The organism is Rhodoferax aquaticus, from assembly GCF_006974105.1.
Classification (GTDB): Bacteria; Pseudomonadota; Gammaproteobacteria; order Burkholderiales; family Burkholderiaceae_C; genus Allorhodoferax; species Allorhodoferax aquaticus_A.
On the sequence record NZ_CP036282.1, the window covers coordinates 2,677,720 to 2,701,364 of the forward strand.

Annotated in this window: 16 protein-coding genes, 2 tRNA genes and 2 riboswitches; of the genes, 8 read left to right on the forward strand and 10 right to left on the reverse strand. The window is 55.2% G+C overall.

The window, feature by feature from the left end; genetic code table 11:
* Positions 1-2 precede the first annotated feature (2 nt).
* From EXZ61_RS12265 to EXZ61_RS12280, 4 genes are read right to left on the reverse strand one after another with little or no spacing between them, the layout of a single operon-like run.
* Positions 3-1,166 (reverse strand): sterol desaturase family protein, encoded by a 1,164-nt coding sequence (locus tag EXZ61_RS12265; RefSeq protein ID WP_142812037.1) that lies wholly within the window; start codon positions 1,164-1,166, stop codon positions 3-5.
* 7 nt (positions 1,167-1,173) lie between these two features.
* On the reverse strand, positions 1,174-2,463 hold the full coding sequence (locus EXZ61_RS12270) for a TIGR03862 family flavoprotein (protein WP_142812038.1): 1,290 nt from the start codon (positions 2,461-2,463) through the stop codon (positions 1,174-1,176).
* 8 nt (positions 2,464-2,471) lie between these two features.
* Positions 2,472-5,801 carry a UvrD-helicase domain-containing protein gene (locus EXZ61_RS12275; RefSeq protein WP_142812039.1) on the reverse strand — a complete coding sequence of 1,110 codons (3,330 nt, stop codon included), beginning with the start codon at positions 5,799-5,801 and terminating at the stop codon, positions 2,472-2,474.
* Entirely contained in the window at positions 5,798-8,521 is a 2,724-nt protein-coding gene (locus EXZ61_RS12280) for a PD-(D/E)XK nuclease family protein (RefSeq protein ID WP_237218948.1), read from the reverse strand. The genes EXZ61_RS12275 and EXZ61_RS12280 overlap by 4 nt, the downstream gene beginning before the upstream one ends.
* Before the next feature lie 45 nt (positions 8,522-8,566).
* On the opposite strand from EXZ61_RS12280, the gene trxA reads away from it, so the two are divergent.
* The 4 genes from trxA (at position 8,567) to EXZ61_RS12300 (ending at position 12,534) form a co-directional block, all read left to right on the forward strand.
* Positions 8,567-8,899 carry a thioredoxin TrxA gene (gene trxA / locus EXZ61_RS12285; RefSeq protein WP_142812040.1) on the forward strand — a complete coding sequence of 111 codons (333 nt, stop codon included), beginning with the start codon at positions 8,567-8,569 and terminating at the stop codon, positions 8,897-8,899.
* 224 nt (positions 8,900-9,123) lie between these two features.
* A complete protein-coding gene (gene rho / locus EXZ61_RS12290; protein WP_142812041.1) occupies positions 9,124-10,386 on the forward strand; it encodes a transcription termination factor Rho in 1,263 nt (420 codons plus the stop codon).
* Between the two features lie 100 nt (positions 10,387-10,486).
* Positions 10,487-10,744: a type B 50S ribosomal protein L31 gene (locus tag EXZ61_RS12295; protein WP_142812042.1), complete on the forward strand. Its 258-nt coding sequence runs from the start codon at positions 10,487-10,489 to the stop codon at positions 10,742-10,744.
* A 473-nt stretch (positions 10,745-11,217) separates the two neighbouring features.
* Positions 11,218-12,534 carry a hypothetical protein gene (locus tag EXZ61_RS12300; RefSeq protein WP_237218949.1) on the forward strand — a complete coding sequence of 439 codons (1,317 nt, stop codon included), beginning with the start codon at positions 11,218-11,220 and terminating at the stop codon, positions 12,532-12,534.
* A 35-nt stretch (positions 12,535-12,569) separates the two neighbouring features.
* Here the strand turns inward: EXZ61_RS12300 and rnr are convergent, their stop codons facing one another.
* On the reverse strand, positions 12,570-14,870 hold the full coding sequence (rnr, locus tag EXZ61_RS12305; RefSeq protein WP_237219186.1) for a ribonuclease R: 2,301 nt from the start codon (positions 14,868-14,870) through the stop codon (positions 12,570-12,572).
* Positions 14,871-14,990: 120 nt separating this feature from the next.
* Between rnr and EXZ61_RS12310 the strand changes: the two genes are divergently transcribed.
* A tRNA-Leu gene (locus EXZ61_RS12310) sits at positions 14,991-15,077 on the forward strand.
* An 88-nt stretch (positions 15,078-15,165) separates the two neighbouring features.
* Here EXZ61_RS12310 and EXZ61_RS12315 read toward each other — a convergent pair.
* The 4 genes from EXZ61_RS12315 to EXZ61_RS12330 form a co-directional block, all read right to left on the reverse strand.
* On the reverse strand, positions 15,166-16,176 hold the full coding sequence (locus EXZ61_RS12315; protein ID WP_237218950.1) for an AI-2E family transporter: 1,011 nt from the start codon (positions 16,174-16,176) through the stop codon (positions 15,166-15,168).
* 98 nt (positions 16,177-16,274) lie between these two features.
* Positions 16,275-17,666, reverse strand: a complete 1,392-nt coding sequence (gene rimO / locus EXZ61_RS12320) for a 30S ribosomal protein S12 methylthiotransferase RimO (RefSeq protein ID WP_142812044.1) — start codon at positions 17,664-17,666, stop codon at positions 16,275-16,277.
* A gap of 52 nt (positions 17,667-17,718) precedes the next feature.
* On the reverse strand, positions 17,719-18,168 hold the full coding sequence (phaR, locus tag EXZ61_RS12325; protein WP_142812045.1) for a polyhydroxyalkanoate synthesis repressor PhaR: 450 nt from the start codon (positions 18,166-18,168) through the stop codon (positions 17,719-17,721).
* A gap of 116 nt (positions 18,169-18,284) precedes the next feature.
* A tRNA-Val gene (locus EXZ61_RS12330) sits at positions 18,285-18,361 on the reverse strand.
* 223 nt (positions 18,362-18,584) lie between these two features.
* Between EXZ61_RS12330 and EXZ61_RS12335 the strand changes: the two genes are divergently transcribed.
* Positions 18,585-19,343, forward strand: coding sequence for a 3-hydroxyacyl-CoA dehydrogenase (locus EXZ61_RS12335; protein ID WP_142812046.1), 759 nt, complete (start codon positions 18,585-18,587; stop codon positions 19,341-19,343).
* Positions 19,344-19,409: 66 nt separating this feature from the next.
* Here the strand turns inward: EXZ61_RS12335 and EXZ61_RS12340 are convergent, their stop codons facing one another.
* On the reverse strand, positions 19,410-20,192 hold the full coding sequence (locus EXZ61_RS12340; RefSeq protein WP_142812047.1) for an SDR family oxidoreductase: 783 nt from the start codon (positions 20,190-20,192) through the stop codon (positions 19,410-19,412).
* A gap of 135 nt (positions 20,193-20,327) precedes the next feature.
* On the opposite strand from EXZ61_RS12340, the gene EXZ61_RS12345 reads away from it, so the two are divergent.
* On the forward strand, positions 20,328-22,019 hold the full coding sequence (locus EXZ61_RS12345; RefSeq protein WP_142812048.1) for an electron transfer flavoprotein-ubiquinone oxidoreductase: 1,692 nt from the start codon (positions 20,328-20,330) through the stop codon (positions 22,017-22,019).
* 101 nt (positions 22,020-22,120) lie between these two features.
* A riboswitch (glycine riboswitch) is annotated at positions 22,121-22,223 on the forward strand.
* A 20-nt stretch (positions 22,224-22,243) separates the two neighbouring features.
* Positions 22,244-22,385: riboswitch (glycine riboswitch) on the forward strand.
* A gap of 144 nt (positions 22,386-22,529) precedes the next feature.
* The gene (gene gcvT / locus EXZ61_RS12350; RefSeq protein WP_425353628.1) at positions 22,530-23,621 is read left to right on the forward strand and encodes a glycine cleavage system aminomethyltransferase GcvT; all 1,092 of its coding nucleotides are present in this window, start codon (positions 22,530-22,532) and stop codon (positions 23,619-23,621) included.
* The last annotated feature ends 24 nt before the right edge of the window (positions 23,622-23,645 follow it).

The following is a 23,645-nucleotide window of genomic DNA, read 5'->3' on the forward strand; positions in this document are numbered from 1 at the left end:
GTTCAGCAACCACTTGGCGAGTGTCCATCTGATTTTTGGGACCTTGCGCGCCTCTGAAAGGGAAACAAAAGCTGACGCCAAAACCCCAGCGGCACGTAATCGCCCAGCACCCCGTACTCGCTGGGCCATGTTTTGGTCGATTTCACAGCCGTGCCCATCAGGTAGTCGATAAAGGCAAACTGGCCCGCGTAGTTGCGGTCCAAGGCTTCTTTGTCTTGGGAATGGTGCCAATGGTGAAAGTTGGGAGTTACCACGAGGTAGCGCAGCCAGCCAAGGCGCAAGTCCACATTGGCATGGTTGAGCACAGCCTGAAACCCGATGATGACGATGTAGGCATCCATCACCTCACGCGAAAAGCCCAACACGTAAATCGGGGCCAACACCAAGGTGCGCATCAGCAAAACTTCGCCGACATGCAAGCGTGAACCTGCCAGCCAATCCAAGGTCTTGATACTGTGGTGCACCGCGTGAAACCGCCACAGAAAAGGCAGCTCATGCATGGCACGGTGCACGGCGTACTGAATCACATCGGCCACCAACATCAGCACGCACAACTCCAGCACAAACGGAAGTGATTGCACGGCCTGCTGCACCTCCACGCTGACGGCCCACGAGAAAAATCGGTGCACAAAGAAGTTGGTTGCCAGCAGCACAAAACCCACCAGCAAGTGGTTCACAAAAAAATGTGCCAAATCGGTTTGCCATTCAGGCCTGAACACAGGCTGCTTGGGCCGAAGTGGGAACAGTTTTTCGATGAACACAAAAACGAGGGTAGACCCCAGCAAATCCAGCACAAACCAGTCCAAGCCGATATAGGGCGTGCGACCACTCAGCTCTGGAGGCTGCACCTTGTAGCCGCCCATCAGCGCGCTCAGCACCACGCAAGCAAACGCAGCGGCAGACAGCCAAGGAGCGCGGCCCAACAGCAAGTTGGCCAGCGCAATGCCACCGCCCACCACCATGCCACCCAACAGCAAAGGCCGCAGCAAGGCTAAATTCAAAGCTTGGCGCAGCTCTGGCGTTGTGAGGTACTGCGGGAAGTGCAAGGTCAATACCAACAAAACGCAGGTCAGCCCACACCCTAAGGCGATCACACCACTCACCAACCCAGTTCCAGTGCGCAAAGCACCATGCGATTGGGTGAGCTGGCGCAAACGACTCAACACAGCGTCATCACCTCTTCAGGTAGGCGGCGCTGCCCTGCCCCGCCTTGGCACCGCTGGCAAAACAGGCACTCAAGAGATAGCCCCCAGTGGGCGCCTCCCAGTCCAACATTTCTCCGGCACAAAACACGCCGGGCATTTGCTCCAGCATCAAGTCAGGCGTAAGCACCTCAAACAAAACCCCACCGGCAGAGCTAATGGCCTCATCCAAGGGACGGGCAGCCACCAAGGTGATGGGCACCGCCTTGAGGGCAAGTGCAAGCTTGATGGGGTCTTCAAACGTGTCCTTAGGCAAAACTTCATGCAGCAGCGCAGATTTCACCCCGTCAATTTTCAAACGGCTCTTCAAATGGCTCGATAGCGAACGACTGCCTCGGGGGTGGCTCACCTCCGCCAACACCCGCTCTGGACTCAGCGTTGGCAATAAATCAAGGACCATGGTTGCGCTGCCGGTGCGAATAATGTCGTCACGCAGCAAGCTAGAGGCTGCATAGACCAAGCTGCCCTCAACACCATGGGCAGTGGCCACAAACTCGCCCTTGCGCTCAAATTGTTGCCCTTGAGAGGTCTGCACCCGCACCGCCACGGCCTTAAACGGGTGGCCGGCAAACTGGGATTTAAAGAATTCACTCCACCCTCCTTGCACTTCGAAGCCGCAATTGGAGGGCAGCAGGGGTGCCACGGCCACGCCTTTTTCTGCCAGCAAGGGCACCCAAGCCCCATTGGAGCCCAATCGCGCCCAACTGCCCCCGCCCAAGGCCAGCACCACAGCGCGCGCTTGCACAGTACGTACACCTTGTGGGGTCTCAAACTGCAAGGCGTGCGGCGTGGCACCCAAGACATTCGGCGCGAGAGTGCTTTTCCCCCAGCCCACCCAGCGGTGACGCATGTGAAACTGCACGCTGCCTGTGCCCACTGGATGCCGCAGGCGCTGCAGCCACGCACGCAACAACGGCGCCGCCTTCATGTCTTTGGGAAACACCCGCCCTGATGTGCCCACAAAGGTTTCGATTCCCAATCCATGGGCCCATGCGCGCAGTGCATCGGGACCAAAATCTTGCAACAAGGTCTCAATAGCCGATCGACGGGCCCCATATCGCCCTGCAAACGCGTCAGCTCCTTCGGAATGGGTCAGGTTGAGCCCTCCTTTGCCGGCGAGCAAAAACTTGCGCCCCACAGAAGGCATGGCGTCAAAGACATGCACGGCCACGCCCGCATCAAGGGCGGTTTGCGCCGCCATAAGCCCTGCAGGCCCCGCGCCGATGACGGCAAGATCAAGAATGGGAGCGTTTTCAGTCATATAAGGGTTCAAATTTCAATCAATGCGCCTTGAGGCGTCAAAAAAGCGGCGCGCACCGTGTGGCCTGGGTTTGCCAGCGAGACGCCGCTGCGGTAGGCTTCCAACTGGGCCAGCAGCTCCACCTGGTGCTGCGGTTGGAAGGCAGACTTGTAGTCAAAGACCCACCATTGTCCACTGTCGGCCCGCCGAACCAAACGGTCAATCCGCACATTCTTGCCCGCGCACACCATGGCCACTTCATTCCCATGCCACGCGAGCAGCCCACTGTTCCAAGCCCAAGCACCCTGCCCGCCCACAATGGCAACTGCCATGTGCTGTGCTTGCAGCACCTGAGCCTGCGTCAACCCAAACTCAAGCGCAACGCGCGCCCGCTGCGCGTCGGACCACAAGTGCATAAGGTCCAGCGTTTGCGCTGGCTCCACCCACTCCAACAAGCGGTGCATGGCTTGCCCCATGCGGGAATCTAAGCGATCAATCTTCGCCAGCCGTGCTATTTTTTCAGTAGCATCTCGCGCTTTATCCACGAGCGCTTGCGGCATATTTGGCAACACTGAGAGCGCCACAATGTCGCCAAGCTCGCTCGTACCAGGTGATGTAGCAGCGCCAACCAGCAGAGGGTCTGCAGCCTCCAGGGCAGCGCCATCCGCCCAAGGGGCGTTTTCAGCCATGCCCTCTAGCCGCTGCCACCAGCTTCCGGCTTGTGGTGCATGGGGCTCCAGACTGCTTAGCACCAGCGTGCGCTGTGTGCGGGTCAACGCCACGTACAAGGCGTTGAGCTCTTCACGTTTGCGCGCCATTTGCTCTTGCGCCAATGCGTCCGCCACACAAGCAGGCGGACGTGTTTCGCTGGCCAAGAAAACAAAGCGCTTGGGGTACGCATCTTCTCCGGGCCACTGCACCAACGCCCCCATGGTCTCGGATTTCAAGGCTTCACTGTCGGTATCTAGCAGCAGTACCAAGGGTGCCTCCAGCCCTTTGGCACCGTGCACCGTCAATAGCCGCACTGATTGGGTGTCTGCGCGCACCGGAGCGGCTATTCCACCGGCCTTCAAAGCCCGCACCAGTGCATAGGCGGTGACATAGCGCCCGCCATCCAACTGCAACGTGGCCGACAACAAGGCCCGCAGATTGGCGAGCACGCTCTCCCGCTGCTTAGGTCTGGCAGCTGCAGCAAAACGCGCCAATACGTCACCGTCATGGTAGATACGGCTGATGGCGTCATGGGGAGATGTGCCCTGTAACCACGCCCTCCATCGCAACAAGATAGGCCCAATGGCCGACAAAGCCTGGGGCAAGCCCGTGGCCTCTTGCAGAGTGTCGAACCACGACGCCCGCGCGCTGTCTTCTGGTTGAGGCAAGCCCCGTTGGCACAGGACCAGCTGGACCAAATCCTCATCCCCCACACGGAAGAGAGGCGACTTGAGTGCCCGAGCCAAGGACAGATCATGCCGGGGTGACACTAAGGCATCCAGCAGCGCAACGATGTCTTGCACTTCGGGCATGTCCCCTAGCTCGGTTTTTTCAGGCTGTTGCGCAGCGATGTGCAGAGCTGCAAGCTCCGATTGCATCAGACCCAAGCGCTCCCGCTTACGCGCAAGCACCATGATGTCTTTGGCTTGCAAGCTGCCACCCGAAACGTGCAACTGCTGGGCCAACCAACGCGCGGCTTGGCGGCACTCCATGGTTTTGCGGGTTTCCTCCTGTGTGTGGCGCGGGGTCGTCAAAGAGTCGCGCCACTCAGATGCCGTCGACTCCACCGCATCAAGCTCCCCCGTTTCACGCGTGAGCCGAGGCAGCTTAAAGACGCGCCCTAGGTCTGTGGACTCTGTGCTGTGGGGTCGGTACCCATCAAACTGGCCATCCGCTTGGGCTTGTCCGAGGGCTTGGTTAACGACTTGAATAATGGCAGGCGCATTGCGTCGGGTGTGGTCACAACTGAGCACATCCCCGCCCAGACCATCCACCACAAAGCGCTTGGCGGCCATAAACACCTGCGGTTCGGCGCGCCGAAACCGGTAGATACTTTGTTTAGGGTCACCCACAATAAACACGCTAGGTGCCCGCGCCGCGCCGCCATAGCCTTGCAACCAGGCGCTCAAGGCTTGCCATTGCAGTGGGTTGGTGTCTTGAAACTCATCAATCAGCAGATGCCGCACTTGGGCGTCTAGCCGCTCTTGCACCCACCCGCTGAGCACCGGGTCTGACATCAGCGTCAAGGCGGCGCGCTCCAGATCCCCCATGTCAATCCAACGGCGTTCGCGCTTCAAGCCCGCGTAGTCCTCCAGCAGACCCCGGCTCAGGCGCGCCATGCGCTGCTGGTGCAGCCATGCCTCATGCTGCATTTTTGCTGCGCTGACGCGCAATAGGGCGTCTTGGGCAGCCTGTACGGTCGCGATGCCTGTCAACTTGTCACTGAACTTGCGGGCAGTGCCTGTCTTGGTGAGCAAGGCGTCAAACATGCCTGCGACATCATGGTTGCCCAGCGCTTGTTCTAGCGCAGTGGCCGCTTTGGTGCAGCTCACGAGGCTGCTGGCCCCTAAGGCACGGGCCGCATCTAGCAAAAGGGTTTGGGTGATAGCCTGGTTCAGGTAGTCCTGCGGAGTTTGCAAGCCCCCAAACTCGGGAAACTGTTGCGCAAAGGTCTGTACCGAGGCATCCACCACACCATGGGCGTCAGCCAATGCGAACTCTACGCGCTTGGATAGCGCGGCCTCTAGGGCTTTGTGGGTTTGGTGACGCCCATACACAGCGACCGCGGCCATGTAATCCGCGTGGGCCATCGCGTCCTTTGCCACCCGTGTGAGGAAAAGCCGCCACACCTGTGCTACCGCCTTGGCATCGTTCTCAAGCAGCTCGTAGGCGCTGGGCAAGCCCATTTGGTGCAAGACCCCCAATGGCGCACTGCGCAACAGCGCCGCAAACCAACTGTGAAATGTACGTATCTGAACGGGGCGCCCGTGGCGCAATAAGTTCAGGTGCAAACTACGCAACATGGCCAGTTGCTCAGGCGCCGGCGCTTGGGTAAAGCCGCGACTCAGCAGCTCTTGCTCCAGCTGCGCATCCGTGCTTTGTGAAAACTGCAGCAACCACTCATGCAACCTCTCACGCATCTCGCCCGCTGCTTTTTTTGTGAAGGTAATCGCCAAGATTTGGTGTGAAGCACTGCCGTCCAACAAAGCGCGGACGATGCGAGAGACCAGCATCCACGTCTTACCTGCACCCGCGCAGGCTTCTACCGCAACGCTCCTGCGTGGGTCACACGCAATTTCGTAAAACCGCTTGCGTGCAACGGGCTGTGCGTTGTGCTCAAAGGCGGCAGGTTGGCCAAACTGACTCATGGGGCCTCCCAAAAGTCTTTACGGCATAGTCCACGTGCTTTGCAGTAATCACATGCCATGCCCTCCCCCAGCGCAGGCAAAGCTGCGCCGGATTGAATCTGCGTCATGTCTTCCAGAATGGCCTCCAGCAAAGCGTCACGCGCTTGCACTATGTCAGCTTGCGGCACAGTACGCGTGGCGTCCCGCTCGCTGATGTTCACGTAGGCCGCATCCAAGGTGTCGTCGGGTAGCAGCGCCGCATAGAACGCGATTTGTGTGTCTTCGAAGGGGTCTTTGATACGCGCCTGAGTCTTAGCCATAGGCTCTGTCTTGTAGTCCATGACCCAATGGCTGCCATCAGGCAGTGTGTCGATGCGGTCTATACGCCCAACCAAAGTAATGGGGCCGAGGTTTTGGGTGTGCGAAGTCTCTGCGCTGGCAAACCTGGCGTTCGTCCTGTCATGGGTTTCACACCAATCCAGGTAATGCTCACGTACGGCTGGCCAAGCCGCCGCAAAAGGCAGAAACTCACCTTCGGATAAGCCCATAGACAGCGTGCTGTGTTCACTCGCGGCTTGCAACATGGTTGTCCGACGAGCACGATCTGACGTGGGCTCAATTTGCAAGCCCTCATGAAAGCGTTTGAGCACCTCATGCAACCATAAGCCAAAGTCCCGCTTGTCTACCTCTGCATCCAGTTCATCACTCGCTTGCAAACCTAGCTGCCGCATGGCAAAGAAGCGGTAGGGGCAGGTCCGCAAGTCTTCATAGGCACTGGCAGAAAGTTGCGCGGGCAACACGTCAGCACCGATGGGCATGGGCCTCGCAACTGGCTGAGCGGGCACATGCCGGACGCTCCGCGGGTCTTCGCAGGCACTCGCCATTTCGGGAGCGCCGGACATCGCGATGTCGAGCTGTAGCAATTGAACCAGCACGCTAGGTTGCAGTGTTTCGCCCGCGTCATCGCTGGTTCGCCAAAGCACATCACAGCTCGGGGTAGCTAAGGCCCCCAACCAAGCCCAGCGGCTTTGTTCCTCCAGTTGTTCACGTGACGGCAACCCCAGTGCCTCGCGCTGGGCAGCCGTCCAGTTGCCTGGTGGGTCCGTGGAAGGATTCAGTCGTACCTCGTCGCAACCAGCCATTACCAGCGCAGCAAAGGGCCGCCCCATCATTTGGCTCATGGGCAAAATGACGACTTGCTCCAATGCTGGATAGGCCGGTGACGCACTTGCGCCTTCAAACGTTTGGTTTACCCAAGTCGTAAAGCCAGCCAAGTCAAACCGGTGCCCCGCCCACAGAGCGTCGGTTTGCAAAGCATCCCACTCTGGTGTGCTAGGGCTGCTCAGGCGCAGCACTTCAATCAGGCTGTGCTTTGCCGTTTCAGAGTCGATGTTGTCGGGCTGGAGCGTGTCCCAAATGCCACTCTCTTGCAAAGCCAGCCGCAGCTCTGCAAGCCATGCCTGCAGGGGGCGCACGCCCTTGAAGCGCGCTCTTTGCTGCTCGATACCGCTGTGCGCCACTAGTAAGTGAGCTTGCTTCTTGAGTGCGGAACAAGCACTGAACTTGCGCCAATCACGCAGCTGTTCGCGACGGGCCAAGGCCTCCACCTCGCTTGCCATGCGTGCGTAAGTAGGTGCGCCTTTTAGCCAGGCAAGCACATCATCTGTCGATGCGTTCCAAGCACAGGCGCGCAAAAGAGCCATCACTTGAGCTGCACCGTGACTGGTGGAAAGCTTCCACCCGGTTTCATCACGAATCTGCACTTCGGACGCTTCAAGCATCGCGCGCACGCGTCGCGTAAGCGCGCGGTCACTGGAGACGAGTGCTACGGGAAAACGCCCGTCTGCGATGTGTCGAATCAGGCAAGCGGCAGCACGCTGTGCTTCATCCTCGGCGTCTAGACAGCTGTGCAGCTGAGTTCCTAAGTGCGCACGCTGCTTGGGCTTCGCGGTCACGTCGGCAGGTGCTAACTCATTTGGCGCTGAAAACGGGATTACCTCAGCCTTGCCTCGCCATGCCTCCAGTAACCCTGCCGCAATAGGGTCTAGGGCTAGTCCTTGCACCACAAGGACTGCATCAGTGGTCGTCGAGGTCTGTGGCGACAGCAAGACATCACTTGCATAGGTCGAAACTGCAGCCCACTCCACCGCCACCTGGCCTACCGCTGCTTCCCACGCGAGCGCAGTGGAGTCCATGCCCAGCACCACCGCTGCACGCGCGGCCACCGCCCACTGGCCTCTGCGCTCTGCGGGAACGGCCGCAGCCAAGGGGCCAATCTGGTGCGCTACCTGAACCAAGAGAACCGTTAAGGCTGCGGATTGTTCGCCTAAGCCTACTTGTTCTAGCATGGCTTGCGCAGTCAGGCTGTCTAGGGCTGCATCAAATGCGATATCTGTGGGCCCTGCCGACCAAGGGGACAGTGAGGTACTCCAACTCATGCTGGTCTCGAACCTAGGCGCAAAGCCATCAGGAAAACGTTGGGCCCACAATCGAGCGGCCAAGGGTCTGAGATGGGCGAACGGCAGAACAACCACTGTGCGAGCCGGATGAACTCCGCGCCCCCATATGGCTTGCGCTAGCCGGTCCAGCAAACCCTCGCCCAAGGCTAACCATTGCTGCATCACCGGGTGGTCCACAGGAACTTCTGGCAACGAATGGGCCGGAACCACTGGCCCAGCATCAATTTTCTCTATAACTTCCATAGCGGGAAGTGCGGCATTGGGGTACTTGGTTTCTGTCACAATGCCGCAACTTTAGCCGTATCAAGCACTCTCAGAAGGAAAATCATGGCCAGCGATCTGATTAAACACGTAACCGACGCCACATTTGAAGTTGACGTTCTGCAAGCAGCCCAGCCCATCTTGGTGGACTACTGGGCTGAGTGGTGTGGTCCATGCAAAATGATTGCCCCCATCCTGGATGAAGTGTCGACTGCCTATGAAGGCAAACTGCTCATCGCAAAAATGAATGTTGATGAGAACCGTGACATACCCGCCAAGTTTGGCATCCGTGGCATCCCAACACTCATGTTGTTTAAAGACGGGCAACTTGCAGCCACCAAGGTTGGCGCCATGAGCAAAGCGCAGTTAACAGCCTTTATTGACCAGCAATTGGCTTGATTTTTTTCATGCGACCGTGACACCGCTGCACGGTCGCAAAATTTCCTGTCATAATAAATCCCGTTCACCTGCCTTCACGAGGGCAAGTACCCAACCTAGACTTAGCTAGGTAGAGAACACAGAAGCAAGATTACAGGTCAAGCTTCACCCAATCTCCCCTGAATTTTCGCAAGATTTCGATTTTTCACCGATCCGTCGGTTAACTCCCTTTCGGGACCATTTCCATGCACTTAAACGAACTCAAGGCACTGCACGTGTCGGAAGTCCTCAAACAAGCTGAAGAGCTTGAAATTGAAAATACTGGCCGTATGCGTAAGCAAGAGCTGATGTTCGCGATCATTAAAAAGCGCGCTCGCACTGGCGAACAGATCATTGCTGATGGTGTGCTGGAGATTCTGCCCGACGGCTTTGGTTTCTTGCGTAGCCCAGACACGAGCTACACAGCAAGCACTGACGACATTTACATCAGCCCCAGCCAAGTGCGCCGTTTCAATCTGCACACAGGTGACATGATTGAAGGCGAAGTTCGTACCCCAAAAGACGGCGAGCGCTACTTTGCCCTCAATAAATTGGACAAGGTCAACGGCGGTGGCCCCGAGGAAAATAAACACAAGGTCATGTTTGAAAACTTGACACCGCTGTTTCCCAAGTCTCAGATGAAGCTTGAGCGTGATATCAAGGGGGAAGACAACGTTACGGGACGCGTGATTGACATCATCGCACCGATAGGAAAAGGTCAACGTGCACTGATCGTGGCTCAACCCAAGAGCGGCAAGACGGTGATGATGCAGCACATTGCACACGCCATTTCCGCCAACTACCCCGACAGCTACCTCATGGTTTTGCTTATCGACGAGCGACCAGAAGAAGTTACAGAGATGCAGCGCACAGTCAAGGGTGAGGTCATTGCATCGACTTTTGACGAACCAGCAGCACGTCACGTACACGTGGCCGAAATGGTGATCGAGCGCGCCAAGCGTTTGGTGGAGTTGAAGAAAGACGTGGTGATTCTTCTGGACTCCATTACGCGTTTGGCTCGGGCCTACAACAACGTCGTACCAAGTTCTGGAAAAGTATTGACTGGCGGTGTTGATGCCAACGCCTTGCAGCGTCCCAAGCGCTTTTTGGGTGCGGCACGTAACGTAGAAGAAGGCGGCTCACTGACCATCATTGCAACTGCTTTGGTCGACACAGGAAGCCGCATGGATGAAGTGATCTTTGAAGAATTCAAGGGCACTGGCAATAGCGAAATCCACTTGGACCGCCGCCTATACGAGAAACGCGTCTTCCCGTCCATTCAATTGAACCGCAGCGGCACGCGTCGCGAAGAGCTACTACTAAGCCCAGAAATTCTGCAAAAAACCCGCATCCTGCGCCAGTTTTTGTACAACATGGATGAAATCGAGTCCATGGAAATGGTCTTGAAGCAGATGCGCGCTACGAAAAACAACAACGAATTTTTCGACATGATGCGCCGTGGCGGCTAGGTTATAATCTAAGGCTAACAGCGATAAGTACGTTTGGTTTTGAATTGCGCAATGGTTTGCCCAAGGACTCAACGCGGCTACCGCAACTGATGGAGAAGATATGAAAGAAGGCATCCACCCCAATTACCGTGAAGTGTGTTTCTTGGACTTGTCCAACAACTTCAAGTTCGTAACACGTTCTTGCGTAAACGCCAAAGAAATGATCAAGATGGATGATGGCCGTGAGTTGCCGTTGTACAAGCTTGACACGTCCAGCGAATCGCACCCTTTCTATACTGGAACCCAAAAATCCGTCGACAACATGGGTGGCCGTGTTGAGAAGTTCCGTAATCGTTTCGGCAAGACCGCAGCAAAGTAACTTCATTTCAGGTTTCGGCCTGATGCGCAAAAAAGGCAGTCCGGTATCTCCGCACTGCCTTTTTTTATGACCCTAGCCCCATCGTTGTGAACCATCCCAACCCCGCCATCGTTACCCAGGCAGCCGCTCGCAGACTACCTCGCGTTGCGCTGCTGCTTCTCTGCATCTGTTATGTGCTGTCTGGCTTTGTGGGCAGAGAGGCTTGGAAAAGTGCGGACATCACGGCACTCGGCTACATGTCCGAGCTTGCAAACGGCACTTCCAATTGGCTACGGCCCACACTAGCTGGTTTGTCAACCAACTTTCCAGCACTTCTGCCTTATTGGCTGGGTGCTGGCGCCATCGCCCTAGCGCCGCCTTGGGTAGCTGCGGACTTCGCGGCGCGAATTCCATTCGGTCTGCTACTAGCCATGGCAATGTTGGCCACTTGGTACGCCACGTACTACCTTGCTCGTACTCCGCAAGCACAGCCGGTGGCATTTGCGTTTGGCGGAGAAGCAAAACCCAAAGACTATGCCCGCGCTATGGCGGATGGCGCCCTATTGTCATTGATTGCAAGTTTGGGCTTGGCACAGCTTTCGCATGAGACAACCCCCGCAGTCGCTCAGCTTGGATTCACGGCACTTCTGTTCTTCTCTCTGGCGGCTCTTCCATATCATCGAAAGATATCTCTTGTCACAGTGCTCGTTGGATTGACTGGCACCACGCTGTCAGGCGCACCTGCAATGGCTGTTTTTTTTGGACTAGGAGGTAGTTTGATTCACGCCTTCGACCAAGGCGCTCCTTACGAAAAAAACCCAAAAGCAACAACAACTCAGAGGCTTATTGACTCGAGTTTCATTCTCTTAGCCACGGTACTGGGCGCCTTTCTAGCCCTAGTGATGGATCTCTGGCGCTGGAAGATAGAGCTTCCGCGTGCTCAGTGGCAAGATTGGAATGGCTACGCGCAATTGTTGATATGGTTCGCTTGGCCTGCTTGGCCGCTAGCGTTGTGGACCGTGTGGCGTTGGAGGCGCCAGTTATTCAACAGCAAAATCAGCCGCCATCTTGGGCTTCCCGCATGGTTCGCTTTAGTTACCGTGGCAGCAACATTGCTAACAGGGAGCTCCGACCGCACCTTGCTGATTGCCCTACCAAGTCTTGCGACCCTTGCGGCATTTGCCCTCCCCACCCTCAAAAGGCAAGTTGCCGCCTTGATTGATTGGTTCACACTTTTATTCTTTTCGGGTTGTGGCTTTGTGATCTGGGTCGTATGGATTGCTATGCAAACGGGGTTTCCCAGTCAACCTGCGTCCAATGTTGCGCGCCTTGCTCCCGGGTTCACCCCCAGTTTTTCTTGGTGGGAGTTTTTTGTAGCGTGCGCTGCGACCATGGTGTGGGTTTGGCTGGTTCATTGGCGCGTTGGCCGGCACCGGGCAGCAATTTGGAAAAGCCTTGTCTTGCCAGCTAGCGGCGCGTCGTTGTGCTGGCTCCTGCTCATGACACTGTGGATGCCTTTGCTCAACTATGGCTTGGGCTACACGGTGCTGGTAAACAAAGCCGTAGCACTGCTTGAACCACGCGGGTGCATTCAGGCTGTCAGTTTAGACCCTGCGAAAATTGCAGCGCTGCAGGTCTATGGTCATCAGCGGTTCGGCACTGAGCCGGGGCTTTGCCCCTGGCTTGTCACCGATATTGAGCTAGAAAAAAGAGAGCACGATCAGCCACAGAATTCAACATGGGCATGGCATGCAGAAGTGGAACACCCTGTGGATGCCAAAGAATCCCTACAAATACTCAAACGCCGATAAAGGCTGTCAGGCCGGCAGCTCCAAAAAGGCCCGTTTTAGCGGCGCTTGCGCGGCAGACTCTTTTTGGTCGAGGTTGGCTTCGCCGCATTGCGCTTCACCTCCACTACGCCTTGCTTAGACTTGGTTGATCGCCCCCCCCTTTTCTTGGAATCACTCCAGGTAACTGCGCTTAAACCTTGATCTAAGAAATCTGCGTTCATACTTTTTGCGGGACGCGCATCCAACTTTTCAGAAGGTGATCGCATGGAGACTGCTTGCTTATCTAAAAGCAGTCGAAAGTCGATCCTTCTCCCATCTAAATCAACTCGACTCACTTGTATCTGTACCCGGGTACCAATTGCGTAGCGAATACCGGTTCGCTCACCGCGGAGTTCTTGTTTAGCTTCATCAAATCGGAAGTATTCACCACCTAACTCTGTGATATGCACCAAACCTTCAACATACATAGCGTCCAGCGTAACGAAGATTCCAAAATTAGCGGCAGATGTGACCACCCCACTGTATTCTTCACCCAAGTGCTCATGCATGTATTTGCATTTCAGCCAAGCTTCAACGTCACGGCTCGCCTCATCCGCCCTACGCTCATTGGCGCTGCAATGCAAACCTGCCGCCGCCCACGCTAAAGTGGCGGCATTGGCCTTGACTGACCTTTGTGGAGTCTGATCGGGGCGAGCCGAAGCATTCTTTTCCAATCGACGCGCAAGCTTTGCATGCGCTTCCCCCGGCGTTGGTAGCGCAGGAAGCTGGTACTTGGTCTTGCCGAGTATTGCCTTGATTACTCGATGCACCAGCAAATCTGGATATCGGCGAATAGGACTCGTAAAGTGTGTATACGCGTCGAATGCCAAGCCAAAATGACCACTATTCAAAGGGGTATAGATCGCTTGCTGCATCGAGCGCAAGAGCATGGAATGAATTTGCTGCGCATCAGAACGATCTTTAGTAGCCGTGGCAATCGCCTGAAACTCTCCGGGCGACGGTTCATCGCTGATAGTTAAACCAACACCCGTCGCTTTAAGGTAGTTTCGCAAGGCCTCACGCTTTTCCGGCGTTGGACCTTCATGTACACGAAACAAACCAGGGTGCTTGCTTTGCGCAATAAAGTCAGCACTGCAGACATTCGCGGCCAGCATAGCTTCTTCAATCACACGATGCGCCACATTGCGAGTCCGCGGCACTATTCTTTCAATGCGGCCACCTTCATCACACACAATCTGAGTTTCGATGGTCTCAAAATCTACCGCTCCGCGTTTTGTCCGCGCCTTCAAAAGAGACTGATAAACCCCATGCAGATTGAGCAAGTCACCGACCCGCTCATTACGCTTGAGTGCTTCTGGGCCGCGCGTGTTCCCAAGAATTGCAGCGACCTCCGTATACGTAAACCTTGCATGGCTCCACATCACAGCGGGATAGAACTGATAGGCTTCAACGTCCCCCTCTTCTGATACAAACATATCGCAAACCATGCATAAGCGCTCGACGGCTGGATTGAGCGAACACAATCCATTGGATAGCTTCTCTGGCAACATGGGAATGACACGCCGAGGAAAGTAAACGCTGGTTGCGCGCTCATAAGCGTCAACATCGATGGGTGAACCCGTATCCACATAGTGGCTGACATCGGCAATGGCCACAAGTAAACGCCAACCCTTGGTTGCAGACTTGCCGCGACCACGGGTAGCCGGTTCACAGTACACCGCATCATCAAAATCTCGGGCATCCTCACCGTCAATAGTCACCAAAGGAACGTCGGTCAGATCAATTCGACCTTCTTTATCCTGCGCTCTCACGGCATCGGGCAATTTGCGCGCGAGCAAGAGACAAGCTTCTGAGAATTGGTACGGCACGTCATACTTGCGAACGGCGATCTCTATCTCCATACCGGGATCGTCCACTTCTCCGAGTACCTCTTTGACTCGCCCAGTTGGCTGCCCAAACAAACTGGGGGGCTCCACCAGTTCGACTACGACCACTTGCCCAAGTTTCGCACCATTTATTGCACCCTTATGGATCAATACATCCTGTCCATAGCGCTTATCCTCGGGCACCACCAGCCACACGCCGCTTTCCTGCAACAGCCGCCCGATAATTGGTTGCGACGATCTACCAACAATGCTGACAACACGCCCTTCAGGGCGCCCCTTGCGGTCACTTCTCACAATGCGCGCTTTGACTCTGTCTTTGTGCAGTACCGCGCGCATTTCGTTAGGTGCCAAGTAAACGTCTGGGCCATTGTCATCGCGTGCAATAAACCCGTGCCCATCTCGGTGGCCTTGGACTACGCCTTCAAACTCATCAGAGTGTGATGCAGTTTCAGTAGGGTATTTAATAGCAATGCTCGCTTTCTTTGATGAGACTTGGTGCAACCACAAGGTAGCTGATGCTTGATGGTAAGGGTAGTGAGTGACAGATTAATAGGAAATTGCCAACTTCCCCCGTGTTATAATTTAATTCGTGCCCAGGTGGCGAAATTGGTAGACGCACCAGCTTCAGGTGCTGGCGTTCGCAAGGACGTGGAAGTTCGAGTCTTCTCCTGGGCACCACTATTGTATTAAAAGGCCTTATGTATCTACATGAGGCCTTTTTTTTGGCGTGCACAAAAGTTTTTGGGCACCCGCCTAATTCTGAGTTCTAGATCAGCCCACTGATCTGAAGTTCTTTTTTCAGATAGGCGTAGAACAGTGGAGCACTGATCAGCCCAGGAAGCGCAAAGACAGCCTCGCCGAGGAACATAACAAGCAGCAACTCCCACGCAGCCGTATTTGTGCGGCTTCCTACGACCTTTGCGTTGATGACGTACTCAAACTTATGAATGAACACCAAGAACACAAGGCAAAGTAATCCAATTTCTGGCGATATGGACAGCCCTGCCAAAGTCAACACTCCGTTGCAAATCAAGTTTCCGACAATAGGTAACAAGCCCGCGAAAAAGGTAAAGGCTGTCAATGCACCCGCGTAGGGCATATCCGCGCCAAACAAAGGCAATAAAAAATACAAGAAAACACCAGTACACATAGCATTGAATGCGGCGATCCAGAACTGCGCCACCACGATTTGGCGAAACGCGTCGATGAAGTGAGACGCGCGCTTTCGCATCTCCACCCGCAATTCTCCTGCGTCCGATCGTTTAGCTGGGGCGCCTTCTATGAGCGCCCCAATAACCAGGCCTACATAGACCAACAGGCCGCCTCTTAGCCCTGACGTCCCGAGATCCGCAATTGCATGAGCCTGGGACTTCAAATACTCGGACAACCAGATTTGCGCGCCCAATAGCTCGTCAGGAAGATGAATAGCCAGATTGCCTGGTAACTTCTGACGAATCTCTAAAACCGTCCCGGCGAGATGGTGCAGCATGGCCTCGTACTGAACGACGGCGCCAAACACCATCCCTCTGGCATTCAATAGCAATGCCATCAACCCAAGTAAGGGCACGGCAATCACAACGACCGTAGCGCCAGTGGGCCCAAGCCGCACCCGCCGTATGCCCACACGTGCAATCGCATTGGCAAGCAAATAACCCAAGCACACCGCCAGCAGGCCGGGAATCAATCCATAAATGAGGACCAGCGAGCTAAGAAGTACAACAGTGAAATAGCTAGCCGCTTTAACGAACAACGGATGACGCGACAAAGCAATCGGCATTACATGAAGGCCCTATTTTTCTTGCAAAGTCAGGCAGCGTTCGGCATGTTTTCCCACGGCCGACTTAGCGCATTTGAACTTTTTGACGCTTTGACCATTCAAATGGGAAGACCAACAAGATCGTGTCCTTGAGCGGCAACAATACGAGCCTTGGTGAATTCACCTACCTTCAGTGACTTGCTTATCTTCTCTGGCGGCAATAATCGCACGACACCATCAATCTCAGGCGCATCCGCATAGCTGCGGCCTACACCTCCTTTTTTCCCCATTCCAGGCGCAGAGTCGACCAAAATTTGCATCACCGACCCAACGCGGTGTTGCAGTTTTTCAGCGGATACTTCTTCGGCAACAGCCATAAACCTTGCTCGACGCTCTTCACGTAATTCCACTGGGAGCATCCCAGGCAATTCATTCGCCGTCGCACCTGCCACATCGCTGTAGGCAAAGCAACCCGCTCGATCGATCTTGGCTTCCCGCAAAAACTCTAGCAAATGGGAAAACTCTTCTTCTGTTTCCCCTGGGAATCCAGCAATGAACGTACTACGGATCACAAGCTCAGGACAGTCGGCGCGCCATTTTTGAATCCTCTCCAGGTTACGCTCACCACTGGCTGGTCGCTTCATTCGTTTCAAAACGTCAGGATGGCTATGCTGCAAAGGAACATCCAAATAGGGCAACACTTTGCCCGTTGCCATTAGAGGCAAGATGTCGTCCACGCTCGGATACGGATACACATAGTGCAGTCGAACCCAGGCACCGTAAGGTGCAGCGATCTCACCCAACGTCTGAACCAATTCAAGCATGCGCGTCTTGACAGGCTTCCCATCCCAGAATCCAGTCCGGTACTTAACATCCACCCCATAGGCTGAAGTGTCTTGGCTAATGACGAGTAACTCTTTTACACCACCTTCGAACAACGCTCTTGCCTCGGACAGCACATCACCTATCGGGCGTGACACCAAATCACCGCGCATCGACGGGATAATGCAGAAAGTGCACCGATGGTTACAGCCCTCACTAATCTTCAAGTAAGCATAGTGACGTGGAGTCAACTTGATTCCGGCAACGCCAAAAGGCTGAGGAATCAAGTCCAGAAACGGGTCATGGGGCTTGGGCAAATTCAAGTGCACCGCATCCATTACTTCTTGAGTTGCATGTGGCCCTGTTACTGCCAAAACCTTTGGGTGCATTTGCTTAACCAAATTTCCACCATCGGCACCTGACTTAGCCCCCAAACACCCAGTCACAATAACGCGACCGTTCTCCGCCAAAGCCTCACCTATCGTATCCAGACTCTCTTTAACCGCATCATCAATAAACCCACAGGTGTTAACTATGACCAGATCCGCGCCCTGAAACGTTTTAGAGGTCTGGTATCCCTCTGCACTCAGTTGGGTCAGAATCAACTCAGAATCAGTTAAAGCCTTTGGGCAACCAAGTGACACAAAACCAACCTTCGGCTGTGCAGTTCTCAAGACAGGTGCGGACATAGATTCAGTCATAGTTCAATCAAGTGTGAAGGCAGCCGCAACTACCAATGTCCTAACGCTTAAGGCCAAAGGTACCGAGGAACTGCTCAGTCTGTTTTTGCAGATGGTCCTGCATTTGTTGAAACGGATTGGCGGGCATCACGCCCTTCATCATTGGGGCTTGCAAGTCCATCAAGGCCTGCATGTTCTTCTCTAGATAGCCGCCCATCATGCCCTGCATGGCATGCCCATAAAACCGAATAATGTTCGCCAACACGGGGGTAGTGAACATGGGAGACCCATTTGCCTCTTCTTCGAGAATGATTTGCAACAATATGCTACGGGTCAGGTCTTCACCGGTTTTTGCATCCAGCACGGAGAACGGTTCGCTATCCATCACCAAGTTCTTTATTTCGGACAGCGTAACGTAGCTCGACGAGTCTGTATCGTACAAGCGACGGTTGGGATATTTTTTGATAACCCGCTGTGAACTTTTTGAATCGTTGGATGACTTGTTTTGCATTGCGAGGCTCGGTGCTTGAGTAGCCCGATTGTGTGTTGCACTGCAATACATTCTAAGGAATGCCACTGCTGCAAATAACTAGGTTAACCCTAGAAGCAAGTGACCAAAATATCCGTTGGTAGGCGCGATTGGACTCGAACCAACGACCCCCACCATGTCAAGGTGGTGCTCTAACCAGCTGAGCTACGCGCCTAAGGATCTCCGAGACCGCAATTATAGCGCGGAATTCGAGCGCAACGCAAAAACAAGAAAATTTTATCGAAATATCTAAAGGAGACAAGTAGCTGCAATGCCGTCCCCCCGAGTAGCAACAGCGTCATTTGCACATTCTGATCAAGCATAATTAAGCCACATTGACGTTTACGTAAACGTCAATCAACGACTTACCTATCAGCAACCTACCTAGAAAGTTCAATATGGAAATCCAAGGCAAAGTATTCATCGTGACCGGTGGCGCATCCGGTTTGGGCGAAGGCACAGCACGCATGCTTGCAGCAAACGGCGCGACTGTGGTGATTGCTGATATGCAAGCCGAAAAAGGCGAAGCTATTGCCAAAGAGATTGGCGGCGCCTTCGTCAAAGCAGACGTCAGCAGTGAATCAGATGGACAAGCCGTAGTAGCCAAAGCAGTCTCTTTAGGCAAGTTGATGGGCCTGGTGAACTGTGCAGGCATCGCCCCCGCAGAAAAGACCGTTGGCAAGAATGGCGCGCACACACTCAATACGTTCACCAAGTGCATCACTGTCAACTTGGTGGGTAGCTTCAACATGATTCGCTTGGCTGCTGACGCGATGTGCAAAAACGAACCAGAGCCCACAGGCGAACGTGGCGTCATGATCTCCACTGCATCGGTTGCAGCCTATGACGGTCAAATCGGCCAAGCGGCGTACAGCGCTTCCAAAGGCGGCATTGTGGGTATGACTCTGCCCATTGCACGAGACCTCGCCCGCAACGGCATTCGCAATATGACCATCGCCCCGGGCATTTTTGGTACCCCCATGATGTTTGGCATGCCCCAAGAAGTGCAAGACTCATTAGCTGCTAGCGTGCCGTTCCCTTCACGTTTGGGCACACCACAAGACTACGCCAAGCTAGCTAAACACATCATTGAAAATGACATGCTCAATGGTGAAGTCATCCGCTTGGACGGCGCCATCCGCCTGGCACCACGGTAATCGTCATTTGACTTCATTCGCTCCTAATCATTCGGAGCGAATGACTGTCGCAGAACCATATAGTCATCAAATTCCAAAGCCGTCGTCCGCAGCAATCACCGCACCGTTGATGAAGTGGCTTTGGTCTGAGCACAGCATGACCAGCAGAGCGTCTAAGTCCTGAGGCTGCCCCACACGTTTGCGTGGCAGCATGTTGACAAGCTTTTGCCCCCCATCGGTTTGCCAGTGGTGGTGATTGATTTCGGTATCGATATAACCCGGGCAAATGGCGTTAACGTTGACACCAAACTTGCCCCACTCCAATGCCATCGCTTTAGTCATCTGAATGACTGCAGCCTTGCTCATGCAATACACGCCAATTTGGGGTAGTACCCGCAGACCTGCGGCCGACGCGATATTGATGATCCGTCCACCGGTGTAGCTGCCAGGTGCCGACCCGGTTGCACGGGCCATCATGCGTTTGCCCACCTCTTGCGCAACAAAAAATGCACCTTTGACATTGGTGTCAAAGATAAAGTCGTAGTCCTCTGGCTCAACTTCCGTGAGGCGTTGGGTCGTACTGACCCCTGAGTTATTGACCAAAATATCAATAGACCCAACCTCAGTTTCCGCATGCGCCACTGCAGACTTGATGGAGTCCGGGTCGGTGACATCCAACTCAATCGCATGGGCATCGCCCCCCTCGCCTTCAATCGTCGCCCGCAAGTCTTTGAGTTTGTCGATACGTCGACTTGCCAATATGACAGCCGCCCCAGCGCGCGACAAGGTCAGGGCAAACTGGGCCCCAAGACCACCCGACGCGCCCGTAATAAACGCAACACGGCCCGAAAGATCAATGCTGTAAGCCATTTAGAGAGCCTCCACAAATCAAAAAAGAACGATCGTTCTTTTTTGTGAATTCACCACTTAAAATCAACAGCTAGCGGATTGGCGCCTGTCGAGGTCAATAAAATCCGCCACGATCCCATTATTAAGCGAGACAACATGACAAACCAAGAGATTCTGGCCCAGTTTGGTCCCCGAGAAGCAATGGAATACGACGTCGTCGTCGTAGGTGGCGGACCCGGTGGCCTAGCCACCGCCATTCGTTTGAAGCAACTTGCGGCCACCAAAGGCACAGACGTCTCTGTTGTAGTCTTGGAGAAGGGCTCTGAACCTGGAGCACATATTCTGTCTGGCGCCATCATGGACCCCAAGGCGCTGACCGAACTCATTCCTAACTGGAAGGAACTCGGCGCTCCCCTGAACCAACCGGTAACCGACGACGCTTATGTATTTTTGAGCGAATCCTCTGGCACCCGCGTACCCAATGCTTTTCTGCCGCCCTTTGCCCACAACCATGGCAACTACATCATCAGCTTAGGGGCAGTCACGAAGTGGCTGGCAGAACAGGCCGAAGCGCTGGGGGTCGAGATATTTCCAGGCTTTACCGCAGCCGAAGTGCTTTACAACGAAGACGGCTCCGTCAAGGGTGTTGCCACCGGCAATATGGGCGTGGGCAAAGACGGCGAACCCATGGAGAGCTTCCAGCTCGGCATGGAACTATTGGGCAAGTACACCGTGTTTGCAGAAGGCGCACGCGGCCACCTCGGCAAGCAGCTGATTGCCAAATACAAGCTCGATGAAGGCAAAGACCCCCAAAGCTTTGGTCTTGGCGTTAAAGAAGTGTGGGAAATCGACCCCAGCCGCCACAAGCCTGGCTTTGTGATGCACACCGCCGGCTGGCCCATGGAGTCGGACACCTATGGCGGCGCCTTCTTGTACCACTTAGATGGCAACAAAGTCGCACTGGGCTTTGTCACTGGACTGGGCTACAGCAACCCCTACCTCAGCCCGTTTGAAGAATTCCAGCGCTGGAAAACCCATCCCAATGTGCGCTACTACTTTGAAAATGAAGCAGGCGAAATCACCGCCAAGCGCCTGTCCTACGGAGCACGTGCCATTAACGCAAGCGGCATCAACGCGCTACCCAAGACCGTATTCCCAGGCGGTGCATTGGTTGGATGCAATGCCGGCTACCTGAACGTCAGCCGCATCAAAGGTAGCCACGCAGCCATCAAAACCGGCATGTTGGCAGCAGAAGCGGCATATGACGCGGTCGTCGCTGGACGCCAGCACGATGAACTCAGCGCGTACCCCGATGCGTTTGACGCAAGCTGGCTGCACACCGAACTCAACAAAGACCGTAACTTCAAAAACTGGTTCAAGTACGGCTTGACCGTGGGCACCTTGATGAACGGGTTCGAGCAGTTTGTGCTGCGCGGTCACATCCCATGGACCCTGCGCCGTGACAAGCCAGACCACGCATATCTCAAGCCAGCGGCTGAATGCAAACCTATCGTGTACCCCAAGCCCGACGGCAAGCTCACTTTCGACCGTTTGAGCAGCGTGTTCATCAGCAACACCAACCATGAAGAACAGCAACCCGCGCATCTGACACTCAAAGATGCATCGGTGCCCGTGTCTATCAACCTGGCCAAATACGCAGGCCCAGAAGCACGCTACTGCCCCGCTGGCGTCTATGAATTTGTCAAAAACGAAGACAACACAGACCGTTTGCAGATCAACGCGCAAAACTGCGTGCACTGCAAAACCTGCGACATCAAAGACCCCACACAGAACATTGTGTGGGTCACGCCAGAAGGCGGTGGCGGCCCCAACTACGCGGGCATGTAGTCCACCACACGCGCTACCAAGGCCCCTCGGGGCCTTTTTCTTTGGAGTGCACAACTTTGTGGGCAGGCCCAGGCCCTCGCACTGCCCGGCTCGTTTAGAATCCCACCCCGTCAGGAGAGAGTTTTCTCGCAGAAAACCGCCGAAGGCGCAGGACGGCTGATTGCAGCGGTCTGAACGCTCAGGCAAAAGGACTGACAAACGCCTTGCTGCAGCGATGCATCAAGACGATCCCCACTGGAGAGAGGTTGCACCCACCACCAAAGTGCTGGCGATGCAACCCACCGAAGGAGCAAACCGCAGTCAGCACCCATCTATGGGGCAGCCGGCCCGGCGAATCTCTCAGGTAAAGCGGACAGCGGGGGCAGCCTAAGGCACATGCTATGTGACTTGGATATTGAATTGCCCCCGAGCGCTTTGGCGCTAAGCCTGTTGGAGAACGCTGTGTCCGCATCCCCTGAATCCTTGTTGACGACCCCTTTGAATGCCCTGCACATTGAGCTAGGCGCACGTATGGTGCCCTTTGCGGGCTACTCCATGCCCGTGCAGTACCCAGCGGGCCTGATGGCAGAACACCACCACACGCGCACCTCTGCAGGCTTGTTTGACGTGTCCCACATGGGGCAGTTGCGCTTGGTAGGCCCAGATGCTGCCGCCGCGTTTGAAACCCTGATTCCCGTGGATGTGATCGACCTGCCCGTGGGCAAGCAACGCTACGGATTGCTGCTCACCGACGAAGGCACCATCATTGACGACTTGATGTTCTTCAACAAAGGCAATGACGAAATCTTTGTCATCGTCAACGGTGCGTGCAAGGTCGGTGACATTGCCCACATCCAAGCCAAGATTGGTAACCGTTGCCAAGTCATTCCATTGCCCGATCTCGCATTGCTCGCCCTGCAAGGCCCCCAAGCCGTGACCGCACTGGCACGTTTGGCGCCCGGTGTTGAAAAGCTCGTGTTCATGACGGGCGGCAACTTCACCGTCGATACCGGCAGCGAAAAGATTGACGTGTTTCTCACACGCAGCGGCTACACCGGCGAAGACGGGTTCGAGATCTCGGTGCCTGCAGCCCAAGCCGAAGCTTTGGCCCGCGCCCTGCTGGCGCAACCTGAAGTCAAGCCCATTGGTTTGGGTGCGCGCAACTCCTTGCGTTTAGAAGCCGGTCTGTGCCTGTACGGCAACGACATTGACACCACCACCCACCCCGTAGAAGCCAGCCTCAACTGGGCCATGCAAAAAGTGCGACGCGCCGGCGGCGCCCGCGAAGGCGGCTTCCCAGGCGCTACAAAAATACTAGCTGCTCTCGCAGAACCCACGGGCGCTGCAGCCCCAAAAGGCACAAGAAAGCGCGTCGGCCTGATTGCCTTGGAGCGCATTCCAGTGCGTGACCATACCGAACTGCAAGACGGCCAGGGCAACAAGATTGGTGAAGTCACCAGCGGGCTCTTGGGCCCTACCATCGACAAGCCTGTCGCTATGGGCTATGTGGACAGTGCCTATAGCGCCATCGGCAGCCGTGTGGTCGCCATCGTGCGTGGCAAGCCCGTGCCCATGGAAGTCAGCGCCATGCCTTTTGTCCCAACCAACTATTTCCGCGGCTAAACCCCGGCTACAGTTGCTTCGGCA

What these genes read in the sequence shown, in the direction of transcription:
- EXZ61_RS12270 (WP_142812038.1), bottom strand. Translation starts at nt 2,463, where the DNA reads ATGACTGAAAACGCTCCCATTCTTGATCTTGCCGTCATCGGCGCGGGG.
- EXZ61_RS12275 (WP_142812039.1), bottom strand. Translation starts at nt 5,801, where the DNA reads ATGAGTCAGTTTGGCCAACCTGCCGCCTTTGAGCACAACGCACAGCCC.
- trxA (WP_142812040.1), top strand. Translation starts at nt 8,567, where the DNA reads ATGGCCAGCGATCTGATTAAACACGTAACCGACGCCACATTTGAAGTT.
- rho (WP_142812041.1), top strand. Translation starts at nt 9,124, where the DNA reads ATGCACTTAAACGAACTCAAGGCACTGCACGTGTCGGAAGTCCTCAAA.
- EXZ61_RS12295 (WP_142812042.1), top strand. Translation starts at nt 10,487, where the DNA reads ATGAAAGAAGGCATCCACCCCAATTACCGTGAAGTGTGTTTCTTGGAC.
- EXZ61_RS12315 (WP_237218950.1), bottom strand. Translation starts at nt 16,176, where the DNA reads ATGCCGATTGCTTTGTCGCGTCATCCGTTGTTCGTTAAAGCGGCTAGC.
- rimO (WP_142812044.1), bottom strand. Translation starts at nt 17,666, where the DNA reads ATGTCCGCACCTGTCTTGAGAACTGCACAGCCGAAGGTTGGTTTTGTG.
- phaR (WP_142812045.1), bottom strand. Translation starts at nt 18,168, where the DNA reads ATGCAAAACAAGTCATCCAACGATTCAAAAAGTTCACAGCGGGTTATC.
- EXZ61_RS12335 (WP_142812046.1), top strand. Translation starts at nt 18,585, where the DNA reads ATGGAAATCCAAGGCAAAGTATTCATCGTGACCGGTGGCGCATCCGGT.
- EXZ61_RS12340 (WP_142812047.1), bottom strand. Translation starts at nt 20,192, where the DNA reads ATGGCTTACAGCATTGATCTTTCGGGCCGTGTTGCGTTTATTACGGGC.
- EXZ61_RS12345 (WP_142812048.1), top strand. Translation starts at nt 20,328, where the DNA reads ATGACAAACCAAGAGATTCTGGCCCAGTTTGGTCCCCGAGAAGCAATG.
- gcvT (WP_425353628.1), top strand. Translation starts at nt 22,530, where the DNA reads ATGGTGCCCTTTGCGGGCTACTCCATGCCCGTGCAGTACCCAGCGGGC.